General features: G+C 38.0%; 21 protein-coding genes, 1 other RNA gene and 1 pseudogene. 9 read left to right on the top strand and 14 right to left on the bottom strand.

The genetic code is table 11. The features are described 5' to 3' along the window. Positions 1-2: 2 nt before the first annotated feature. The gene (locus tag ACNI3T_RS00235) at positions 3-1,352 is read right to left on the bottom strand and encodes an MFS transporter (protein WP_418226092.1); all 1,350 of its coding nucleotides are present in this window, start codon (positions 1,350-1,352) and stop codon (positions 3-5) included. 61 nt (positions 1,353-1,413) lie between these two features. Then, a complete protein-coding gene (locus ACNI3T_RS00230) occupies positions 1,414-2,235 on the bottom strand; it encodes a M48 family metallopeptidase (RefSeq protein WP_418226091.1) in 822 nt (273 codons plus the stop codon). A 186-nt stretch (positions 2,236-2,421) separates the two neighbouring features. Here ACNI3T_RS00230 and ACNI3T_RS00225 point away from each other — a divergent pair, with 186 nt between their 5' ends. From ACNI3T_RS00225 to lpdA, 5 genes are all read left to right on the top strand, one after another. Then, a complete protein-coding gene (locus tag ACNI3T_RS00225) occupies positions 2,422-3,294 on the top strand; it encodes an alpha/beta fold hydrolase (RefSeq protein ID WP_418226090.1) in 873 nt (290 codons plus the stop codon). Positions 3,295-3,321: 27 nt separating this feature from the next. Beyond that, a complete protein-coding gene (msrB, locus tag ACNI3T_RS00220; protein WP_418226089.1) occupies positions 3,322-3,810 on the top strand; it encodes a peptide-methionine (R)-S-oxide reductase MsrB in 489 nt (162 codons plus the stop codon). A gap of 4 nt (positions 3,811-3,814) precedes the next feature. Continuing rightward, positions 3,815-4,207: a peptide-methionine (R)-S-oxide reductase MsrB gene (gene msrB, locus ACNI3T_RS00215; protein ID WP_418226088.1), complete on the top strand. Its 393-nt coding sequence runs from the start codon at positions 3,815-3,817 to the stop codon at positions 4,205-4,207. Positions 4,208-4,223: 16 nt separating this feature from the next. Next, positions 4,224-4,745 (top strand): collagen-like protein, encoded by a 522-nt coding sequence (locus tag ACNI3T_RS00210; RefSeq protein ID WP_418226087.1) that lies wholly within the window; start codon positions 4,224-4,226, stop codon positions 4,743-4,745. A 137-nt stretch (positions 4,746-4,882) separates the two neighbouring features. After that, a complete protein-coding gene (gene lpdA / locus ACNI3T_RS00205; protein WP_418226086.1) occupies positions 4,883-6,274 on the top strand; it encodes a dihydrolipoyl dehydrogenase in 1,392 nt (463 codons plus the stop codon). Positions 6,275-6,434: 160 nt separating this feature from the next. Here the strand turns inward: lpdA and ACNI3T_RS00200 are convergent, their stop codons facing one another. The 7 genes from ACNI3T_RS00200 to ACNI3T_RS00170 all read right to left on the bottom strand — a co-directional run bounded on the left by ACNI3T_RS00200 (position 6,435) and on the right by ACNI3T_RS00170 (position 10,878). Beyond that, positions 6,435-7,157 (bottom strand): Dph6-related ATP pyrophosphatase, encoded by a 723-nt coding sequence (locus tag ACNI3T_RS00200; protein ID WP_418226085.1) that lies wholly within the window; start codon positions 7,155-7,157, stop codon positions 6,435-6,437. Further along, positions 7,150-7,575 (bottom strand): type II 3-dehydroquinate dehydratase, encoded by a 426-nt coding sequence (aroQ, locus tag ACNI3T_RS00195; RefSeq protein ID WP_418226084.1) that lies wholly within the window; start codon positions 7,573-7,575, stop codon positions 7,150-7,152. The genes ACNI3T_RS00200 and aroQ overlap by 8 nt, the downstream gene beginning before the upstream one ends. A gap of 51 nt (positions 7,576-7,626) precedes the next feature. Continuing rightward, a complete protein-coding gene (locus ACNI3T_RS00190) occupies positions 7,627-8,151 on the bottom strand; it encodes a hypothetical protein (protein ID WP_418226083.1) in 525 nt (174 codons plus the stop codon). Positions 8,152-8,270: 119 nt separating this feature from the next. Then, a complete protein-coding gene (locus ACNI3T_RS00185; protein ID WP_418226082.1) occupies positions 8,271-8,804 on the bottom strand; it encodes a porin family protein in 534 nt (177 codons plus the stop codon). A gap of 140 nt (positions 8,805-8,944) precedes the next feature. After that, positions 8,945-9,475, bottom strand: a complete 531-nt coding sequence (locus ACNI3T_RS00180; protein WP_418226081.1) for an outer membrane beta-barrel protein — start codon at positions 9,473-9,475, stop codon at positions 8,945-8,947. 134 nt (positions 9,476-9,609) lie between these two features. Continuing rightward, complete coding sequence (locus tag ACNI3T_RS00175; RefSeq protein WP_418226080.1) at positions 9,610-10,143, bottom strand: outer membrane beta-barrel protein; 534 nt, start codon at positions 10,141-10,143, stop codon at positions 9,610-9,612. A gap of 129 nt (positions 10,144-10,272) precedes the next feature. Continuing rightward, on the bottom strand, positions 10,273-10,878 hold the full coding sequence (locus ACNI3T_RS00170; RefSeq protein WP_418226112.1) for a porin family protein: 606 nt from the start codon (positions 10,876-10,878) through the stop codon (positions 10,273-10,275). Between the two features lie 110 nt (positions 10,879-10,988). Between ACNI3T_RS00170 and xerD the strand changes: the two genes are divergently transcribed. Together xerD and ACNI3T_RS00160 are read left to right on the top strand one after the other, a co-directional pair. After that, positions 10,989-11,885: a site-specific tyrosine recombinase XerD gene (xerD, locus tag ACNI3T_RS00165; protein ID WP_418226079.1), complete on the top strand. Its 897-nt coding sequence runs from the start codon at positions 10,989-10,991 to the stop codon at positions 11,883-11,885. 77 nt (positions 11,886-11,962) lie between these two features. Then, the gene (locus ACNI3T_RS00160; protein WP_322302640.1) at positions 11,963-12,910 is read left to right on the top strand and encodes an aldo/keto reductase; all 948 of its coding nucleotides are present in this window, start codon (positions 11,963-11,965) and stop codon (positions 12,908-12,910) included. 69 nt (positions 12,911-12,979) lie between these two features. Here the strand turns inward: ACNI3T_RS00160 and rny are convergent, their stop codons facing one another. The 4 genes from rny to ACNI3T_RS00140 all read right to left on the bottom strand — a co-directional run bounded on the left by rny (position 12,980) and on the right by ACNI3T_RS00140 (position 15,356). After that, entirely contained in the window at positions 12,980-14,542 is a 1,563-nt protein-coding gene (gene rny, locus ACNI3T_RS00155) for a ribonuclease Y (RefSeq protein WP_322302639.1), read from the bottom strand. A gap of 53 nt (positions 14,543-14,595) precedes the next feature. Beyond that, a non-coding RNA gene (gene ssrS / locus ACNI3T_RS00150) (6S RNA) lies at positions 14,596-14,714 on the bottom strand. A gap of 51 nt (positions 14,715-14,765) precedes the next feature. Next, a complete protein-coding gene (locus ACNI3T_RS00145) occupies positions 14,766-15,059 on the bottom strand; it encodes a cell division protein ZapA (RefSeq protein WP_141877545.1) in 294 nt (97 codons plus the stop codon). Positions 15,060-15,065: 6 nt separating this feature from the next. Then, positions 15,066-15,356, bottom strand: coding sequence for a hypothetical protein (locus ACNI3T_RS00140; RefSeq protein WP_418226078.1), 291 nt, complete (start codon positions 15,354-15,356; stop codon positions 15,066-15,068). Positions 15,357-15,541: 185 nt separating this feature from the next. On the opposite strand from ACNI3T_RS00140, the gene ACNI3T_RS00135 reads away from it, so the two are divergent. Then, a complete protein-coding gene (locus tag ACNI3T_RS00135; RefSeq protein ID WP_418226077.1) occupies positions 15,542-17,230 on the top strand; it encodes a M23 family metallopeptidase in 1,689 nt (562 codons plus the stop codon). Between the two features lie 64 nt (positions 17,231-17,294). Here the strand turns inward: ACNI3T_RS00135 and ACNI3T_RS00130 are convergent, their stop codons facing one another. Next, entirely contained in the window at positions 17,295-18,443 is a 1,149-nt protein-coding gene (locus ACNI3T_RS00130; RefSeq protein WP_418226076.1) for a cysteine desulfurase family protein, read from the bottom strand. An 87-nt stretch (positions 18,444-18,530) separates the two neighbouring features. On the opposite strand from ACNI3T_RS00130, the pseudogene ACNI3T_RS00125 reads away from it, so the two are divergent. After that, a pseudogene (locus ACNI3T_RS00125) lies at positions 18,531-19,178 on the top strand (hypothetical protein); the annotation flags it as partial.

Here is a 19,178-nt window from a genome sequence, read left to right as displayed (position 1 = left end):
TATTAAAACCTGTCTTCTGGCAGGTTTTTTATTTTTGGATGCTTTTTAGGTACACGCATTAATAAAAATACTCCGGCGATAAAGAAAACGACCAGGAATAGAATTGAACTTCTAATACTACCAGTAATTTGAGCTACCAAACCATACATGAACATCCCTATCACGATCCCGATCTTTTCTGCTACATCGTAAAAACTAAAATAACTGGCAGTGTCTACAGCATTCTCTGGTAACATTTTGGAATAAGTAGATCTTGATAGTGATTGGATCCCGCCCATAACCAAACCTACGGAAGCTGCTGCTACATAAAATTGTTGCGGAGTTGTGATGAAATAAGCATACCCACAAATTGCTATCCATATCAGGTTGATGAAAATCAGGATCTTAACATCTCCATACTTAATGGCCAGTCGAGAGGTTAAAAAAGCTCCAAGTACCGCTACAAGCTGAATTAGCAAAATACTTATGATCAAACCTGTAGTTGCATCCTGTTCTCCCCATTCCAGTTCTTCGATCCCAAAATAAGTCGCGATCAACATAATGGTTTGAACAGCCATACTGTAAACAAAGAATGCCACTAAATAGCGCTTCAATTGTTTATTCTGATTGATCTTAAACCAGATACCTTTCAATTCCTTGAACCCGTTAAATAGTACATTCTTTGTAAGTCGGGCTTTCTTATTCCCCTTTGGAAGATAGTAATAGGTATATTGACTAAAAGCGATCCACCAGATTCCCGTAAGCACGAAGGAAAGTCGTGTAGGCAAACCTTCATCTTCAAAACCAAACCATTCGTATTTCAGGATCATAATAAGGCAAAGCACAAGTAGTATCACACTACCTAAATAGCCAAGGGAAAATCCCTTCGCACTTGCTTTATCCTGTTGATCGTTAAAGGCGATATCTGGCAAATATGAGTTATAGAACACCAGACTCGACCAAAAACCAATTAGCGCGAGAAAGTAGCAAAGTAAACCGAACCACAAATCCTCAAGATTAAACCAGAATAAACCTATACAGGATACAGCCCCCAGGTAACAGAAGAATTTCAGGAAATTCTTTTTGTTTCCAACATAATCGGCAATACCAGACAGAAATGGACTAAGAAAACTAACTACAAGAAATGCAGCGGCTGTAACGTAACTAATGAGGGTATCGTTATTCCATTCGAAACCTAAAAAGTTAACCGTATCGCTTATCATGTTCCCTTCGGAATCTTTTACGATCGTTAGGGCACCATAAAATATTGGAAATATTGCCGAGGAGATAACCAGGCTATAAACTGAATTGGCCCAATCATAAAAAGCCCAAGCGTGAATTAGCTTTCTGCTGCCTTTAGGTAATTGCTTCATGCACTAAAAATAGAAAAAGCCACCGAGACCGGTGGCTTTTCAATTTTAATTTTAAGATATCTTATTTAAAAGTAGTGGAACCGTATTTTTTCGCTTCAGCAATAGCTTCAGGAGCCCACTGAGTTAAATTGTTAATCCTTGTAGCATTTGAAGGGTGAGTACTCAAAAATTCTGGTGGAGCCTGTCCGTCACTATTAGCCTGCATTCTTTTCCATAATTCCGGAGCTTCCCTAGGATCGTAACCAGCAATTGCCATAAGTGTTAACCCAATTCTATCAGCTTCAGACTCATGACTTCTGCTAAAAGGGAGCATTACTCCTACTGTCGTACCTAGACCATAAGCCTGGGCAAAGATTTGTTGCGTACTTTCACTACGACCACTCACAGCTACCGTTCCAGCTACTGCTCCTAATTGTTGTAATTGTGCTGCACTCATTCTTTGAGCACCGTGATCTGCAAGTGCATGGGCGATCTCATGAGCCATGATTGTAGCGAGACCATTTGTATTCTGAGCTTCGTCCAAAATACCTGTATAAACGACAACTTTTCCACCAGGCATAGCAAAAGCATTGGCCTGATCATCTTTTACAAGATTGAACTCCCATTTAAAGTCATTCATAAAACCCTGGTAACCGTTGGCGTTCAAATATCTTTCAGCAGCAGTTACAATATCTTCTCCAAGTCTTTTAACCTTTCTGGATTCTTCCGTATTATTCACGACTTCGGCTTCGTTCAGAAATTGATTGTATTGTTCAAAAGAAGTTGGGAACAATTGATCATTGGAGACAAAGTTCAAATTTTTCTCTCCTGTAAATGGATTGGTCTTACATGACACCACTATAAGCAGTACACTTAAACCTAATAAGGCATTCTTAAATTTCATATCGTTGGTTTTTGATACCTAAAAGTACAAAAGCAGCAAACCTGCTCGAGTTGAATTAAGTATGATTTAACAATAAAAGCAGTTTCAAAAACAATACCATTGTTGATATTTGCAGTATTCACAAGGCTTTCAAAGCATATTACAAACATCGTATGAAAGCCGACTCACGACCAGAACGCACCCAAAATGACTCAAAATACTAAAGACAGCATACCGGTTCAAAGACTATTGGTTCCGCAGTATATTCTAACTACATCCCAAATTCTAACAAAAGTAAGTCCGTTTCTGGCCAGCAGATTTGCGGCGAAGCTATTTCTTACTCCTTTCCGTTATAAACTTCCGGAGAGAGAAAAGGAAATGGATGAAAACACAGAACAGGAAAAGGTAATAGTTCCTTCAATGAACCGAGAAATCGTGACCTACAAATATGGAAAGTCAAGTAAGAAAGTTCTGCTTGTTCATGGCTGGAGCGGCCGGGGAACTCAGCTGGCTAAAATTGCTTCAGCATTAAAAGTAATGGGCTATCAAACAATAAGTTTTGATGCTCCAGGACACGGAAAAGCCGACGGGAAAATGAGCATGATGCCTTTCTTTATTGAAGCTGTAAAATTTCTGGATAATAAGTATGGTCCATTTGAAGCTGTAATCGGACATTCTCTTGGAGGTATGTCATCTCTTAGAGCTATAAAGGATGGATTAAAAACCAACAAGCTAATATTGATTGGAACGGCAAATAACGTTACCGAGATCACTAAAAACTTTGCTGCTAACATGAAAATGAACGATAAGGTTGCTAGGAAGATGAAAGCATATTTGGACAATAAATTTAAACAGGATATGGACGCACTTTCTGGTGCAGAGTCTGCCAAAGAAGTGTTTACTCCTACTCTTATTATTCACGACAAACATGATGTGGATGTTGAAGTGAATTCGGCTTACGAGATTGATGAGGTTCTGGAGAATAGTGAATTGATGATCACCGAAAACCTTGGACACCGCAGGATACTAGGTAATCCTGAAGTAATTAACAAAATTACAAGTTTTATAGCGGCACAATAATTGTAATTTTAAAGAAAAAATTAAAAGATGAAAAAGTTTTTAATACTAAGCCTAATGGCCACGTTTCTGTTTAGTTGTAACGGAAATGCACAAAAAGATTCTACTAAGGAAAGTTCCAAATCCTACGAAGTAACCAAGTCCAAAGAGGAATGGAAGGCAGAATTAACTTCACAGGAGTATGCAGTTTTGAGAGAGGCGGCAACAGAAAGACCTTATAGTAGTGATCTACTGGATATTAAGGAACCTGGGACCTTTGTGTGCGCTGCTTGTGGAAATGAATTATACGAGAATGAGCACAAATTTGAAAGCGGTACCGGATGGCCAAGTTTTGATCGTGCGATCGAAGGCGGTGTTGCCTATGGAAGTGATTCAAAATTAGGATATCAACGCGATGAAGTTCATTGTGCTAAGTGTGGTGGACATCTTGGTCATGTCTTTAATGACGGTCCAAGGGAAACTACGGGAAAAAGACATTGTATCAACGGAGTCGCAATGGATTTCGAACCAAAAAAGTAGTAAGATGAAAAAATATAATATAGAGAAGACCGAAGAAGAGTGGAAAGAAAAACTTTCTCCGGAACAATATAGAGTTTTAAGACAAAAAGGGACCGAAGCGCCTCACACGGGTGAATACAATCTTCATTTCGAAGATGGCGAATACCAGTGTGCGGCTTGCGGAGAGCAATTATTTGAAAGTGATGCAAAATTTGAAAGTGGATGTGGATGGCCAAGTTTCGACAATGCGATTGATGGAAAAGTCGAGTATATCCAGGATAGAACTTTTGGAATGATACGTACTGAAATCCTATGTTCTAACTGCGGAAGCCATCTTGGCCACGTTTTTGATGATGGTCCTACAGAAACCGGTCAGCGCTATTGCGTTAATTCGGCAAGCATCAACTTTAATCAATAACTAAATCCAATTTATCATGAAAAAATTACTATCACTTATTTTAATAGCAAGTACTATTGTCGCATGTTCTTCAGACGGTGAAGTTGGACCTCCAGGACCTCCGGGACAGGATGGTGTCAATATCGTTGGACAGGCATTTGAGATCGAAGCAGACTTCAATGATCCAGATTATTCAGTTTTTGCTGATATTCCTTCTACTATTGAAGTACTGGAATCTGATGTTGTATTGGTTTACTGGCTGGAACTGGTGGACGATGGAACCGATGTTTGGAACCTGATCCCACAAACAATTTATTTTGAAGACGGAGAATTTCAGTATAACTACAATCATACAGATTTTGACGTGAATATATACCTTCAGGGAAATATCGACCTTGGAACTTTAGGAGAGCGATACACTCAGGATCAGATCTTTAAGATCGTAGTATTACCTGTAGATTATGCTCAGGACAATAATCTTGACGTAAGTGATTACCAGTCGGTAAAGACTTCGCTTGATCTTAATGATTCTAATATCAAGAGATTTGAAGTAAAATAATCTTCATTAATTTATATCGAAAGCCTGCTTGAATCAAGCAGGCTTTTTTCATTTTATAATGGGTCTTCTCGGCTTTTAGTTTAAGCTGAAATTCCTTAAATTCGCAACTTCGTTAACCGAATCAAAATATTCTGAATATGACTAAATATGATATTATAGTTCTAGGTAGTGGCCCAGGTGGATATGTAACTGCCATTCGTGCTTCTCAACTTGGTTTTAAAACCGCTATTGTTGAGAAGGAAAGTCTTGGTGGAGTTTGTCTTAACTGGGGATGTATTCCAACCAAAGCATTATTAAAAAGTGCTGAAGTTTTTGAATACCTGAAACATGCTGAAGACTATGGTTTAAAACTTGAAAATCCAGATAAGGATTTTGATGCGGTAGTAAAACGAAGCAGAGATGTTGCCAATGGAATGAGCAAAGGTGTTCAGTTCCTAATGAAGAAGAACAAAATTGATGTTCTTGAAGGTTTTGGTAAACTTAAATCTGGTAAAAAAGTAGAGGTTACCGACAGTAAGGACAAGAAAACTGAATACCAGGCAGATAATATTATCATTGCAACTGGAGCAAGATCAAGAGAATTGCCAAATCTTAAGCAAGATGGTAAAACAGTGATTGGTTACCGTGAAGCAATGACTCTTAAAAAGCAGCCAAAGAAAATGATCGTCGTTGGCTCTGGAGCGATTGGTGTGGAGTTCGCGCACTTCTATAATTCTATGGGAACAGAAGTAACCGTAGTGGAATATCTTCCTAACGTTGTTCCTTTAGAGGATGAAGAAGTTTCCAAGCAATTTGAAAGAAGCATCAAGAAAGCCGGCATCAAAGTAATGACGAATTCTTCAGTAGAAAGCGTTGAGAAGTCTGGCGATAAAGTAAAAGCTAAAATAAAGACCAAAAAAGGAGAAGAAACTCTGGAAGCAGACATAGTACTTTCTGCAGTTGGGATTAAAACAAATATCGAAAATATTGGCCTTGAAGATCTTGGGATCAAGACAGACAAGGATAAGATTCTCGTGAATGATTTTTATCAAACAAATGTTTCAGGAATTTACGCAATTGGAGATGTAGTAGCCGGACCAGCTCTGGCGCATGTTGCTTCTGCGGAAGGAATTCTTTGTGTTGAAAAGATCAAAGGAATGGATGTAGAACCACTTGACTACGGAAATATTCCTGGATGTACTTATGCTACTCCGGAAATTGCTTCAGTTGGAATGACTGAAAAGCAAGCAAAAGAAGCTGGTTATGAATTGAAAATTGGAAAATTCCCATTTTCAGCTTCAGGAAAAGCGAGCGCGTCTGGTAAAAAAGATGGTTTCGTAAAGGTAATCTTTGATGCTAAATATGGTGAATGGTTAGGTTGTCATATGATTGGTGCAGGTGTAACCGATATGATCGCGGAAGCTGTTTTAGGTAGAAAACTTGAAACTACAGGTCATGAAGTATTAAAAGCAGTTCACCCTCATCCAACGATGAGTGAAGCGGTAATGGAAGCTGTAGCTGCTGCTTACGATGAAGTGATTCACTTGTAAGAAGTAAACCTATTATATATTAAAACCCGCCTTCAAATGAAGGCGGGTTTTTTATTTTAATGTGATATATGCTAGACTAAACAAAGAATCACGATGATCATATTTCTATCTTCTACTAAATTTTATTTTAGCTCAGCGAAATAGATACTATTTCAAAATTTTACTTCGGAAGAAGATCACAAAAGCAAAATTCAGTATCCCAGGGTTTTTCAGTATCGCTATGACAATTATTTTCATCTTCCGCAGAAGAATAGGATCGCTTTACCTTCTCTCCTACTTCAAACTCAACATGTTTTTCGAAAATTGGTCCGTCGTAAACAAAAGTGTGAAATTCTCCGTTTTCTCCACAGGGATCAACATTTTCGGGTAAGTCATTTACAAACTCTTTATCAATAAGTCTTCCGCAGAAAGATTCATCGAGCACTTTGGAGTTGGTACAAACCACGATCGCTTTAAAATTGAGATCGATAAACTGCTGGAGCAATTCTTTTGTATTGAGTTTCCATAAAGGAAAGACCGCCTGAATATTAACTTTTTGTAATTGCTCTTCACGATAGGTTCGTAGATCCTCAAGGAATATATCACCAAAAATCGCATGAGAATAATCTTCTGACTTTAATTGTTCTGTAGCTTCAGACATTAATTGATTATAGGTTTCCATTCCCGCATTGGCAGGAAGATCTATAATTTGTAAATCCATACCGATGCAATGAGCCTGTTGAAGCAGCAATTCTCTGCGCACTCCGTGCATGGTAACTCTCTCAACATCTACACTCAGACTTGTTACCAGCTTTCCAACTTCCAGCTCCCTGTTCTTCCGGGCGTAGTAAAAAGCCATCGCAGCATCTTTTCCACTGCTCCAGTTGATATAGGCTTTATTCATTGACCTTTAGAAAACTTTGAATGGCCAGGTCATAGCCTTGCAGACCAAAGCCAACAATAATACCTTTCGAATTAGGTGAAATGTAGGATTTGTGCCTGAAATCCTCACGGGAAAAAGTATTAGAAATATGGACCTCTACCACCGGAATATTGATTGCTGCGACTGCATCACCAATTCCTACTGAAGTATGTGTATAAGCAGCTGCATTAAGGATGATGCCATCAAAATCTTCCTGTCCCTTCTGGATCATATCTATAAGCTCCCCTTCAATATTGGTTTGATCGTAAGAAAGCTCAATGTTTCTAAATTTGAACTGAAGTTCTGAAAAGTAGTCTTCAAAACTTTTGCTGCCGTAAGTATCAGGTTCCCTGGTTCCTAACAGATTAAGATTAGGCCCGTTTAATATCAATAATTTCATAAGGTGAAAATAATCAATTCTGAAGAAAAAGTAAGAATAGGCTAAGCTGTTCTAAAATGTTGTTTTGAATTTGAAATTTAAAGGTTGCAAAGGTATATACTGAACTGGAGAAACGGCTTTCCCCGAATTTAAATTCTGAAAACCAAAAAAGTAATTGGCTTCTAAAGAGGTGGTTTTATTTACTTCATAATCTGCACCAAGAACTGTAGTAAAATCATAGTCTCTTTTACCGTCAATACTTGAATAGATGATCTCCTGACCACCCGCCATTATTGAAAAGTCTGAATTCCCTAATTGATATTTTAAATTATATCCCATAATATCGGTCTTACTGGTCGGGTTCTCATACCTTACCTGATGAGGCTGTAATTTCAAGCCCGGCAAAATTTTACCAAGATAGAAAGTATCAGCTTCCAGGTTGCTATCATTATAATATTTTACCTGTCCCTGCTGACCTTCAAAATTGATTTTAGCACGATTTTCTTCAGGTGTTAATGGAGATTCTTCCCTTTCCTGAGCCACAAGACTGGAAGAACATATAGCAAGGATCAATAAGATATTGAAAGATTTCAGCATAATTAGATAGGTTTTAGTAGTCGTAAGCGTAATACCAATAATAACGAAATTGATTCAGATTTATTCTAAAAAAAAGCGAAGATTTAATCTTCGCTTTAAAATTTAAATTTTTCAATGTATTAGAATTTGTAGCCGACTCCTATCATCAATGAATTTATTCCTTCTTTGAGGTCATTGGACATATGAAATTCATGATCTTTAAATCTATTCGTGACCTCGTGATAGTATTTAGCTTCCACGAAAAAATGTTCGTTAATATTATATCCAAGTCCGAAACCCAGATCAATACCAAAATCCTGATTATGTCTAACGCGTTCTTCTTCAAAAATTATAGATGCCTGTGGCCCACCCTGAAGATAGAAACCGGAATTAGCAATTTTGTATTTCAACATAAGTGGTACATACAGCATATTAGAATCATGAGAATTTGAATAATTTACACCGGGCACAAGACTTAATGATTCATTGAGGCTAATATCCAGAAAGGCACCAACATAGTATCCGGATTCACTGAGATTATAGTTATAAACTTCATCTTTTACGGAATAGATTGAATTTAAATAACCAGCTGTAACTCCAAAAGAAGTTTCTTGAGCAAAAGATGACAAAGAAAGGATTGCAAAACCTGCAATCAAAATGATTTTTTTAAACATTAGATAATAATTTAAATAGGTTAGATGTAAGGTATAGCAGGGAAAACGAAGCTTACTATGAATTATTATTAGCTAACGTTTATAATTAAAAAAACCGAAGAGATTCTCTTCGGTTTCAATACTTTACTAATAGAAAAATTTTAGAATTTAAAACCAACTCCAATCATTAATGAATTGAGACCCTGATCCAGATCATCGTAAAGATCATAAGGATCTTCGCCATGCCTGTTGGTTACTTCGTGATAATATTTTGCTTCAACGAAAAAATTATCATTGATGTCGTACCCTAGACCAACTCCAAGGTCAAGTCCGAAATTATTATATATTCTACTGGATTCCTGTAATAATACGGTAGCCTGAGGTCCACCCTGTACATATATTCCGGAATTGCCAATATCGTATTGTAATGTTAAAGGAACATACAAAAGGTTAACTTCAGAAACACGGGCATACTGAACTGCCGGAACCAGGCTGAAAGATTCATTTAAAGTAATATCTAATAGCGCTCCAACATAAAAGCCAGAGGAGCTATCTGTATAATCAATTTCAGTATCGTTAAGAGTCGATATTGAGTTTAGATAACCAGCTGTAACTCCAAATGAAGTTTCCTGGGCGGAAGATGAAAAGGAAAGGATTACGAATCCTGCAATCAACATGATTTTTTTAAACATAGGTTTATTATTTAATGAGGTTAGTAAGTATAACAAGGAAAACGGAGCTTTTTCTGAAATATTACCAACTAACGTTTATAAATAAAAAAACCGAAGAGAATCTCTTCGGTTTCAAGGCTTTAGGAAAGAAAAATCTAAAACTTATAGCCTACTCCAACGGTGAACGTATTTAAATTCAGTTTAAAGTCATCATCCATCTCCCTTACCCTATCTGCGAATCGGTTTGTGAGTTCAAGCGCATATTTAGCTTCAACGAAAAAATTCTCATTGATCTCATAACCTACGCCAAATGCTGCATCCACACCTATTGTGTTGGTATATTCTCCTGGATCATCTTCAAGGTTCAATGTCGCTTGCGGCCCGGCCTGAAGGAAGACTCCGGAGTTCGCGATATGGTATTGCGCCATTACGGGAATAAATAAAAGATTGGTCTCTTCCACTCTACCATAATTTACTCCGGGAACAAGATGCCATGCTTCGTTAAGTTCGAAGTCGGCTAGAACTCCAACATAAAAACCAGATCCGTCATCAGAGAAACTTACAGTCTCTTCACTTACTTTGAACTCGGCATTTAAATACCCTGCGGTAAGACCAAAAGTTGATTCCTGCGCAAAGGAACATAATGACAGCATGGTGAATGCCATCGCACACATAATTGTTTTTAACATTATTTGATTGAATTTGTAGTTAGATCGCCAAAACTAATAATATTATATACTTGTAGAAATTTTCCTTCAAATTTTTTGACATAAAAAAAGCGGACAACGTCCGCTTTTTCATACTGATTTGTCAATAGACTAGAACTGGTATCCAATACCTGCCTGCCAAACTGAATTATGAGCATCAGATCCATCAAATACTTCGGTAAAACCGTAAGTATATCTACCCTGGATAAAGAATCCGTTGTTAAGTTTGTACTCCAAACCTGCAGCACCACCAATTTCAAAATCTTTTACCTGATCTTCAAGATCGATATCCCCACCGTTCTCAGTCGGAGAGTAATCGATTTCTTCGTTCACATTGAAGTTAAAAGAAGGACCTGCCTGAACACTCAATCCATCAGTTACATATACTTTTGCAAGTACCGGTACCTGGATATAATCTAATTGATATTCAATGTTGTCGTCAATATCGAAAATGTTGTCTTCATCGATCGATGCAAAATCGTATCCCTGAGCAGAGTATAATACCTCTGGCTGAATAGATAGTCTGTTTGCAACAGGAATTTCAGCAAGAACACCAACATTAAATGCTGTTCTATGACTTGGATCATTGAAGTAATCTCCAGTTACGGTAGAGAAGTTTACACCACCCTTAACACCAAAACTCCAACTTTCCTGTGCGAACGAATTAGATACAAATCCCATCAACGCAACGGCTACTAATAAAACTGTTTTTTTCATCATGATTAATTTTTATTTCCGCCAAAAGTAGGATACAACCTGTTAACAAAAAGTTACGCAAGCTTAAAGTATTATTAAGACTGATACCCCGTAATTGCTATCTTTAACACATGAAATGGGAGCATGCCTTAAAGGATTATACCAACTACCTTAAGCTTGAACGTGGATTATCAGATAATTCCATTTTAAACTACCAATTGGACGTACGAAAACTTCAGAAGTTCCTTAATGTTAATGAAATTGAAGTAGGTCCCGATCAAGTTTCAGAAGAACTCATACAAAAGTTTATTTATGATGTTTCTTCAAGCATAAATGCCCGTTCTCAATCAAGATTAATTTCCGGTTTGCGAAGCTTTTTTGATTACCTGGTTTTTGAAAATTACCGGGTACAAAATCCTATGGAACTTATTGAATCTCCAAAGACAGGACGAAAACTTCCCGATATTATATCTACGGAAGAAGTTGACAGAATTATACGGGCGATAGATCTTGGTAAAGCTGAAGGCGAAAGAAATCGAGCCATTATTGAAACCTTATACGGCTGTGGATTACGTGTTTCCGAACTTACCGAACTCAAATTGTCTGATCTTTTTTTCGATGAAGGCTTCATTAAAATAACCGGTAAAGGCAATAAACAGCGTTTTGTTCCTATTTCAGAATACACCATAAAATACATCACTATTTATAAAGATGAAGTTCGTCCACATCAGGCAATTAAAGACGAATACAGCGATACGCTTTTCCTGAATCGTAGAGGGAGGCAACTAACACGAGCTATGATCTTCACCATTATAAGAAAACTCACCGAAGAAGCCGGTATTAAGAAAAAAGTGAGTCCGCATACTTTTCGTCATTCCTTTGCTACCCATTTACTGGAAAATGGAGCAGATCTAAGAGCCATTCAGCAAATGTTAGGACATGAGAGCATCACAACTACTGAAGTCTATGTACATGTAGACAGGTCGCATTTGAGGGAAGTCATGGAAAGCTTCCATCCGCGCCGCTAGATATTAAAGTTCTGCTAAACCAATTTCAGGACTTTTCGCTCCCTCTATAAATCCTTAACTTCATAAAAAATTGAATTATGAAGACTTTAAAATTTAAGAATGGAGACCATATGGATGCCATAGGTCTTGGAACATGGAAATCTGAAAAAGGTGAAGTAGCGAACGCCGTGAAGATTGCCCTGAACAATGGATATAAACACATTGATTGTGCTGCCACTTATGGCAACGAAGCTGAAGTTGGCGAGGCATTCGCAGAAGTTTTTGGCAAAGGTGATATAAAACGTGAAGATGTTTGGGTTACTTCTAAATTGTGGAACAACGCCCATAAAAAGGAAGATGTCATTCCAGCTTTGAAACAGACCCTTAAAGATTTACAGCTGGAGTATCTTGATCTGTATCTTATTCACTGGCCGGTAGCTTTTAAACCTGATGTATCATTTCCTGAAAAAGCGGAAGATTTCTTATCTCTGGAGGAAGTACCACTCATAGAGACCTGGAAAGAAATGATCAAAGCGAAAGAGCAAGGCCTGGTAAAGCATATTGGAGTTTCCAATTTTAGTATTGAAAAACTAGAGGAGCTTATGAACGATACCGACCATGCACCTGAAATGAATCAGGTTGAACTTCATCCTTATTTGCAACAGGATAAACTGCTGGAATTCTGCAGTAGAAATGGGATTAATGTCACTGGTTATTCTCCGCTGGGTAGTGGTGATCGTAGCGACGAAATGAAAGCTGATGACGAACCTTCTCTGCTTGAAAATCCTGTGATAAATAAAATTGCCAAAAAACATGGAGCTTCTGCTGGACAGATCCTAATCAAATGGAGTGAGCAAAGAGGTACTGCTGTTATTCCAAAGTCCACTAATGAAGGTAGGATAAAGGAAAATCTACAAAGTGCCGGTTTCCAACTGGACGAAGATGATCTTAAAGAGATCGCAGATCTTGATGATCACTTTAGATATGTTACCGGGAAATTCTTTGAGATGGAAGGAAACTCATATGAGAACATCTATAATGATTAAGAATACAGAACTCAAATAAAAAAAAGGCCGTTCTTACGAACGGCCTTTTTTTATAAATACTTCCATTTTTTATTTTGCAACATTGACTGCTCTAGTTTCTCTGATCACGGTGATCTTCACCTGTCCTGGATAGGTCATATCTGTCTGGATCTTCTGGGAGATCTCGAAAGATAAGTTCGCAGCTTTATCATCAGAAACTTTCTCGCTTTCAACGATAACTCGAAGTTCACGTCCAGCCTGTATAGCGTAAGCTTTCTTAACTCCGCCAAAACCAAAGGCTATTTCCTCAAGATCTTTTAAACGCTGAATATAAGAATCAAGCACCTGTCTTCTTGCTCCCGGTCTGGCACCACTAATAGCATCACAAACCTGAACGATCGGTGATAATAGTGAATTCATTTCGATCTCGTCATGGTGAGCTCCAATAGCATTACACACTTCCGGCTTTTCGCCATGCTTCTCTGCCCATTGCATTCCAAGGATCGCGTGAGGAACTTCAGTTTCCGTTTCTGGAACTTTACCAATATCATGCAATAATCCTGCTCTCTTAGCTAATTTTGGATTTAAACCAAGTTCTGAAGCCATGACTCCACAAAGTTTGGCGACTTCTCTAGAGTGTTGTAGCAGGTTCTGCCCATAAGAAGAACGATATTTCATTCTTCCTACCATTTTAATCAATTCTGGCTGTAAACCATGAATACCAAGATCGATGACAGTTCTTTTACCTATATCAATGATCTCTTCTTCGATCTGTTTACGTGTTTTCTTAACTACTTCTTCAATACGTGCCGGGTGAATTCTACCATCGGTCACTAATTTGTGAAGTGATAATCTCGCAACTTCTCTACGAACAGAATCAAAACAACTTAAAATGATTGCTTCTGGAGTATCATCAACGATGATTTCAACTCCCGTAGCAGCTTCCAAAGCTCTAATATTTCGACCTTCACGACCAATAATCCGGCCTTTTACATCATCACTTTCCAGGTTGAATACTGAAACGCAATTATCAATAGCTTCTTCAGTTCCAATTCGCTGAATGGTGTTAATGATGATCTTCTTCGCTTCCTGCTGTGCAGTTAGCTTTGCTTCTTCAACCGTATCCTGGATCAAAGACATAGCGTCTGCCTTAGCAGCATCCTTCAGTGATTCTATAAGTTGTGCCTTGGCATCTTCCGCAGAAAGTCCGGAGATAACCTCCAGTTGCTGCACTTTACTGTTATGAAGTTTATCGATCTCTTCCTGGCGCTTATCTAAATAATCTACACGATGATTATAATCTGCAAGTTTACCTTCAAGATCTTTGTTTAGTTTTTTGTTTTTGCTAAGCTCATTAGAGACATGAGACTCCTTATCCTTTATTCTCTTTTCTGCATCACCAATTTTCTTATCCCTGGATAAGATCACTTTCTCATGCTCAGACTTTAATTCAATAAACTTTTCTTTTGCCTGAAGAATTTTATCTTTTTTAATGCTCTCCCCTTCTGCTTTGGCTTCTTTTATAATAGAATTTGCCTCTTTTTTTGCGCTGATAATAGTATTAGAAGCCTGTTTCTTCTCAAGCATCTTTGCAATCGCAAAACCCAACGCAAGGCCTACCACTGCTGCAACAATTATTATAAGTATTTCCATTTATATTGAATTAGATGTAAAAAAAAAAGCCTGTATTAGCTGTGTTTTGGATTAAACTCCTTAAAATCAAGTTTAGGGCTAACAAGCTGATCAAGAATCCGCTCTCCCGGTAAAGGGACACGGCACGCTTTTACAACATAGACTTACCCTCTTTAAAGAATTCGTGTTGAGTTTATCAAAAAAGCACTAATACAGGCAGTAACCTTTATTATATTTTATGAACTTATGAGCTTAAATGTTCCTGTAACAGATCGTTAAGTTCCTTTAACTTATCTTCTGCTTCAATCATCTCACTCGACTTATCTATATTCTTCTGCTCTGTTTGAGCCGCAAATTGTAAAGCACACATGGCTAATACATCCTGCTTATCGCGCACAGCATAATTTTGCTCAAACTGTTTGATCATCGCTTCGATCTTTTTCGCTGCCTTTCGCAAACCTTCCTCCTGGCTGGGCTGAATGGTTAACGGATACACGCGGTCTGCGATCGATATTTTAATTTTCAGTTTATCTTCCATCCTAAATTATTCAGATAACTGAACGATGCACTGATCGATTTCCCGAATCAGGCTATTTATTTTGAGCTTCGTTTCTGTCTTATGTTCGGTACTGCCAAGCATCGCGTTCGCTGCTTTTAGAGTTTGAATTTGATCTCTGGAAAGTTGTAAATCCTCCTCCAGCTTCTCATATTCAGATCTTACAGAAATCAATTCCTCTTGTAAAGATTTATTGGACTGCCTCGCAGATTCATATCTATGAAGGAGCTTACTGATCTTATTCTCCAGGTTATCAACTATTTCTGTCATATCACTCATAATCGCTAAAACCGATGTGAACCCTTACAAAGTTAACATACGCTTTGAAATATCCCAATACTTTTTCAGGTGATTTAAAATAATAATGAACAATGTTAGTAATTCTCTGTAGGCAAGCCATTTAATATTGATAGAACTTTAATTAACTTTACAGCTGCTTTGAAAATGAAAAAGTCCCCAGATCTATGAAGAAAGCCTTATTATTCCTGTTATCCTTTATCTGTATTCAGGTTCACTCCCAACAAGAATTACCTCAGGATTATTTTGAAAATCCGCTTAATGTACCCATCGTTCTCGCTGGAACCTTTGGTGAATTAAGGTCCAATCATTTCCATAGCGGACTAGATATTAAAACCCAGCAGCGTGAAGGTCTTGAGGTAAATGCTGCTGCGGAAGGTTATATTAGCCGAATCAATATTCAGCATTATGGCTACGGAAAGGCTCTTTACATCCAGCATCCAAATGGTTACACTACAGTATACGGACATCTTCAGAAGTTATCTCCAAAGCTGAAGGATTATCTGCGGAAACAGCAATATGCTAAGGAATCTTACGAAATAGAACTTTTCCCAGAACCTGGTGAACTTAAAGTTGAAAAAGGAGAATTGATCGCCTATAGTGGCAATACAGGTGGTAGCGGTGGCCCGCATCTACATTTCGAAATAAGGGATGGAAGCCAGCGCCCCATGAATGCTCAATTATTTGGTCTGGATGTTGCCGACTCAAAACCGCCTATCATTCAGGGAATATTTGCCTATCCTATTGGTGAAGATGCCCATGTAAATAACTCTCAAAACCGACAGAAATTGAAACTGATCCCTCAAAATGACGGAACATTTGCAGTTCCAGAAGTTGAAGCTTGTGGTGAAATAGGCTTTGGTATCACCACTGTAGATCAGCAAGATGGCGCTTACAATCAGAATGGTGTTTTTAAAATAGAATCAATTCTGAATGGAGAAGAAGTTTTCGAAATAAAGTTCGAAAAGTTTTCTTTCGCTGAAACCAGGCATCTTAATCAGTTGATCGATTATGAATATTACATGTCCAATAGAAGTAGAATACAACGCCTTTATAAAACTCCAAGTAATCCTTTAAGTATCTACGGAAATATGCAGAACGAGGGATTGCTTAATATTAAGGATAGCCTCGATTATCAATACACTATAAGAGTAACAGATCTTAAAGGCAATGAAAAGCTTATTCGCATTCCAATTAAAGGACAGATTAGTGATAAGATCGTTAAAAGAGAAAAATTGGAAACGGAATACCTGGCTTCCAGCGACAATGGACTATCTGCCAAAGGAGGAAAAATGGATGTATATATTCCCGGTGGTAGTTTATATAATGACACCTATCTTGATATCAACTTCAGTGATGATGTTGTAACGGTACATCGCGATGAAATACCTTTACATAAAAACTTCACTATAGGTTTTGATGTAAGTGATCTTTCCGAAGAAGATAAAGCGAAAACCTTTATTGCACGTGTTTCAGATAATGGCAGGTTGAACTATTCGACGACGTATAAGAAAGGAAATCGTTTTACCACAGGCACCAGAACATTTGGTAATTATCGACTAGCACAGGATACGAATGCCCCGAGCGTTAGACCGGTTAATTTCTACGATGGTCAATGGATTTCTGGTAATGAAACCCTGAAAGTTAAAATATCAGATGATCTTTCAGGAATTCAGGATTTCAGAGCAACAGTGAATGGGAAGTTCATTTTGATGGAATACGAATACAAGAACAATACACTCACGCATTACTTTTCAGATGATGTAGTGACCGAAACTGAGAATGATCTAAAGATCATCGTGAATGATAATGTTGGCAATACAACTACTTACACCGCGAAGTTCTTCAGAAAATAATAGTTATATAAAAAAGAAAAAGCCCGAATCTATGATCCGGGCTTTTTTATAGTTGGACTATAGTTTAGCTTTCTATAAAATCTTTTAAAGTCGCTACTACATAGTCGATTTCTTCTTTAGTATTGTATCGGGAAAATGAAAATCGCAGGGAAGGTTTTTTCAAATCCTCTTCCGAACAAAATGCGTTTAGCACGTGACTACCCGTGTCACTACCGCTCTGGCAGGCACTCCCTTTAGAACAGGCAATCCCTTTTAGATCCAGCTGAAATAATAACATTAAAGCCTTCTCTTGGGTTACAGGCAGACAAACATTCAATAAAGTATATGTACTTTGAGTATGATCTTCACAGGCACCATTAAAACTTACACCAGGAATTTCCTGCTTCAGCTTATCTATAAAGTGTTGTTTTAAACCTTTTACATAAGCCTGTTCTTTGTCCAGATCCTGATAGGCAAGTTTTAAAGCCTCTTCCAGACCCACAATATTGTGTACACCTTCAGTTCCTGCACGGTGACCTCGCTCCTGCTCCCCACCAAAAATTAACGGTTTTAAACCAGAGTTGCGACGCACATACGCAAAGCCAACACCTTTTGGTCCATGAAATTTATGAGCACTTACCGCGGTGAAGTCCACAGGAATTTCTTCGAAATCAAGCTCAAAATGACCCACAGACTGTACGGTATCTGAATGAAAAAGAGCATTATAGGACTTTACCAGTTGGGCGGTTTTTTTGAGATCCAGCATATTACCAATCTCATTATTCACGTGCATCAGGCTTACCAATGTCTTGGAATCTGAAGATTTTAATCGTTCTTCAAGATCTTTGAGATCCACATGACCTTTGGAATCCAGGGAAACATATTCTACCTCGATATCAAAACAGTCCTGTAGTTGATTAACAGTATAAAGTACCGCATGATGTTCGATTTTGGAAGTAATGATCCTTCGAACACCCAGATCCCTTACGGCAGAATTTAAAGCAAGATTATCTGCTTCAGTCCCTCCGGAAGTAAATACGATCTCAGATGCTTTTACATTAAGGATCTTAGCAACAGATTTTCTGGCCTGCTCGATCAGGGTTTTGGAAGATCTTCCGAAGCTATGCGTGGAAGATGGATTTCCATAGTTTTCTTTTAAAACGCTGGTCATTTTATCGACCACTTCATCCCGAATCTGGGTGGTAGCTGCAGAATCAAAATAGACATTTTTCATGGCCGCAAAATTAATGGAAATAAAATAACTTCCTACATCTCTTCCTCATATCTTTGATTCCTGTATTTTTGTTTAAAAAGCAATAGAATGAAACGTTTTTTGATCGCGATTGCGCTGCTAGGCCTGCTTACTTCCTGTGATGATGGAGATATCATTGTAACCGACTTTGATTTTGAGGACAGTACACTTCAATTTTGTGAAGGCCCGAATAAGTTTGTGATCTACGCTACCAATAATGATGATGTAAACGAATCCATCTCTCTGGAATTCACCAATAGCAATATTACTACCGATGATTCTGGAAAGTTTATTACCAACACTTCTGAAAACATTACCTTCTCTCTAAATACATCAAACAAGGTTATTTACCGTATATATAATGGACAGATTGATGGCGGTAACTATTTCTGCCAGGTAGTTCCTCCAAGTGAACCGGTGCCAACAACAGAGTATGAGAGTGGTTCTGATGGAACTGTGACCATCGCTACCAGATTTACAGACGAAACCGGAGATGCAGATCCAGATGACGATGGTCTCTCTAATTTACAGGAAGGTTGGGATCCAGATGGAATTAATCATCAGGATACAGACGGTGATGAAATTCCAGATTACCTGGACGTGGATGATGATGGTGATAACGTACTTACTGAAAGAGAACGTGCTATCAACGAAGATTCCATATTGGATGATAATGGAGAGGTTGATACGGACACAGATGGTATCCCTAACTATCTG

Origin of the sequence: Christiangramia qingdaonensis, assembly GCF_048381525.1 — a bacterium.
Taxonomy (GTDB): Bacteria; Bacteroidota; Bacteroidia; order Flavobacteriales; family Flavobacteriaceae; genus Christiangramia.
This window is presented reverse-complemented; position numbering and strand designations above follow the sequence as displayed.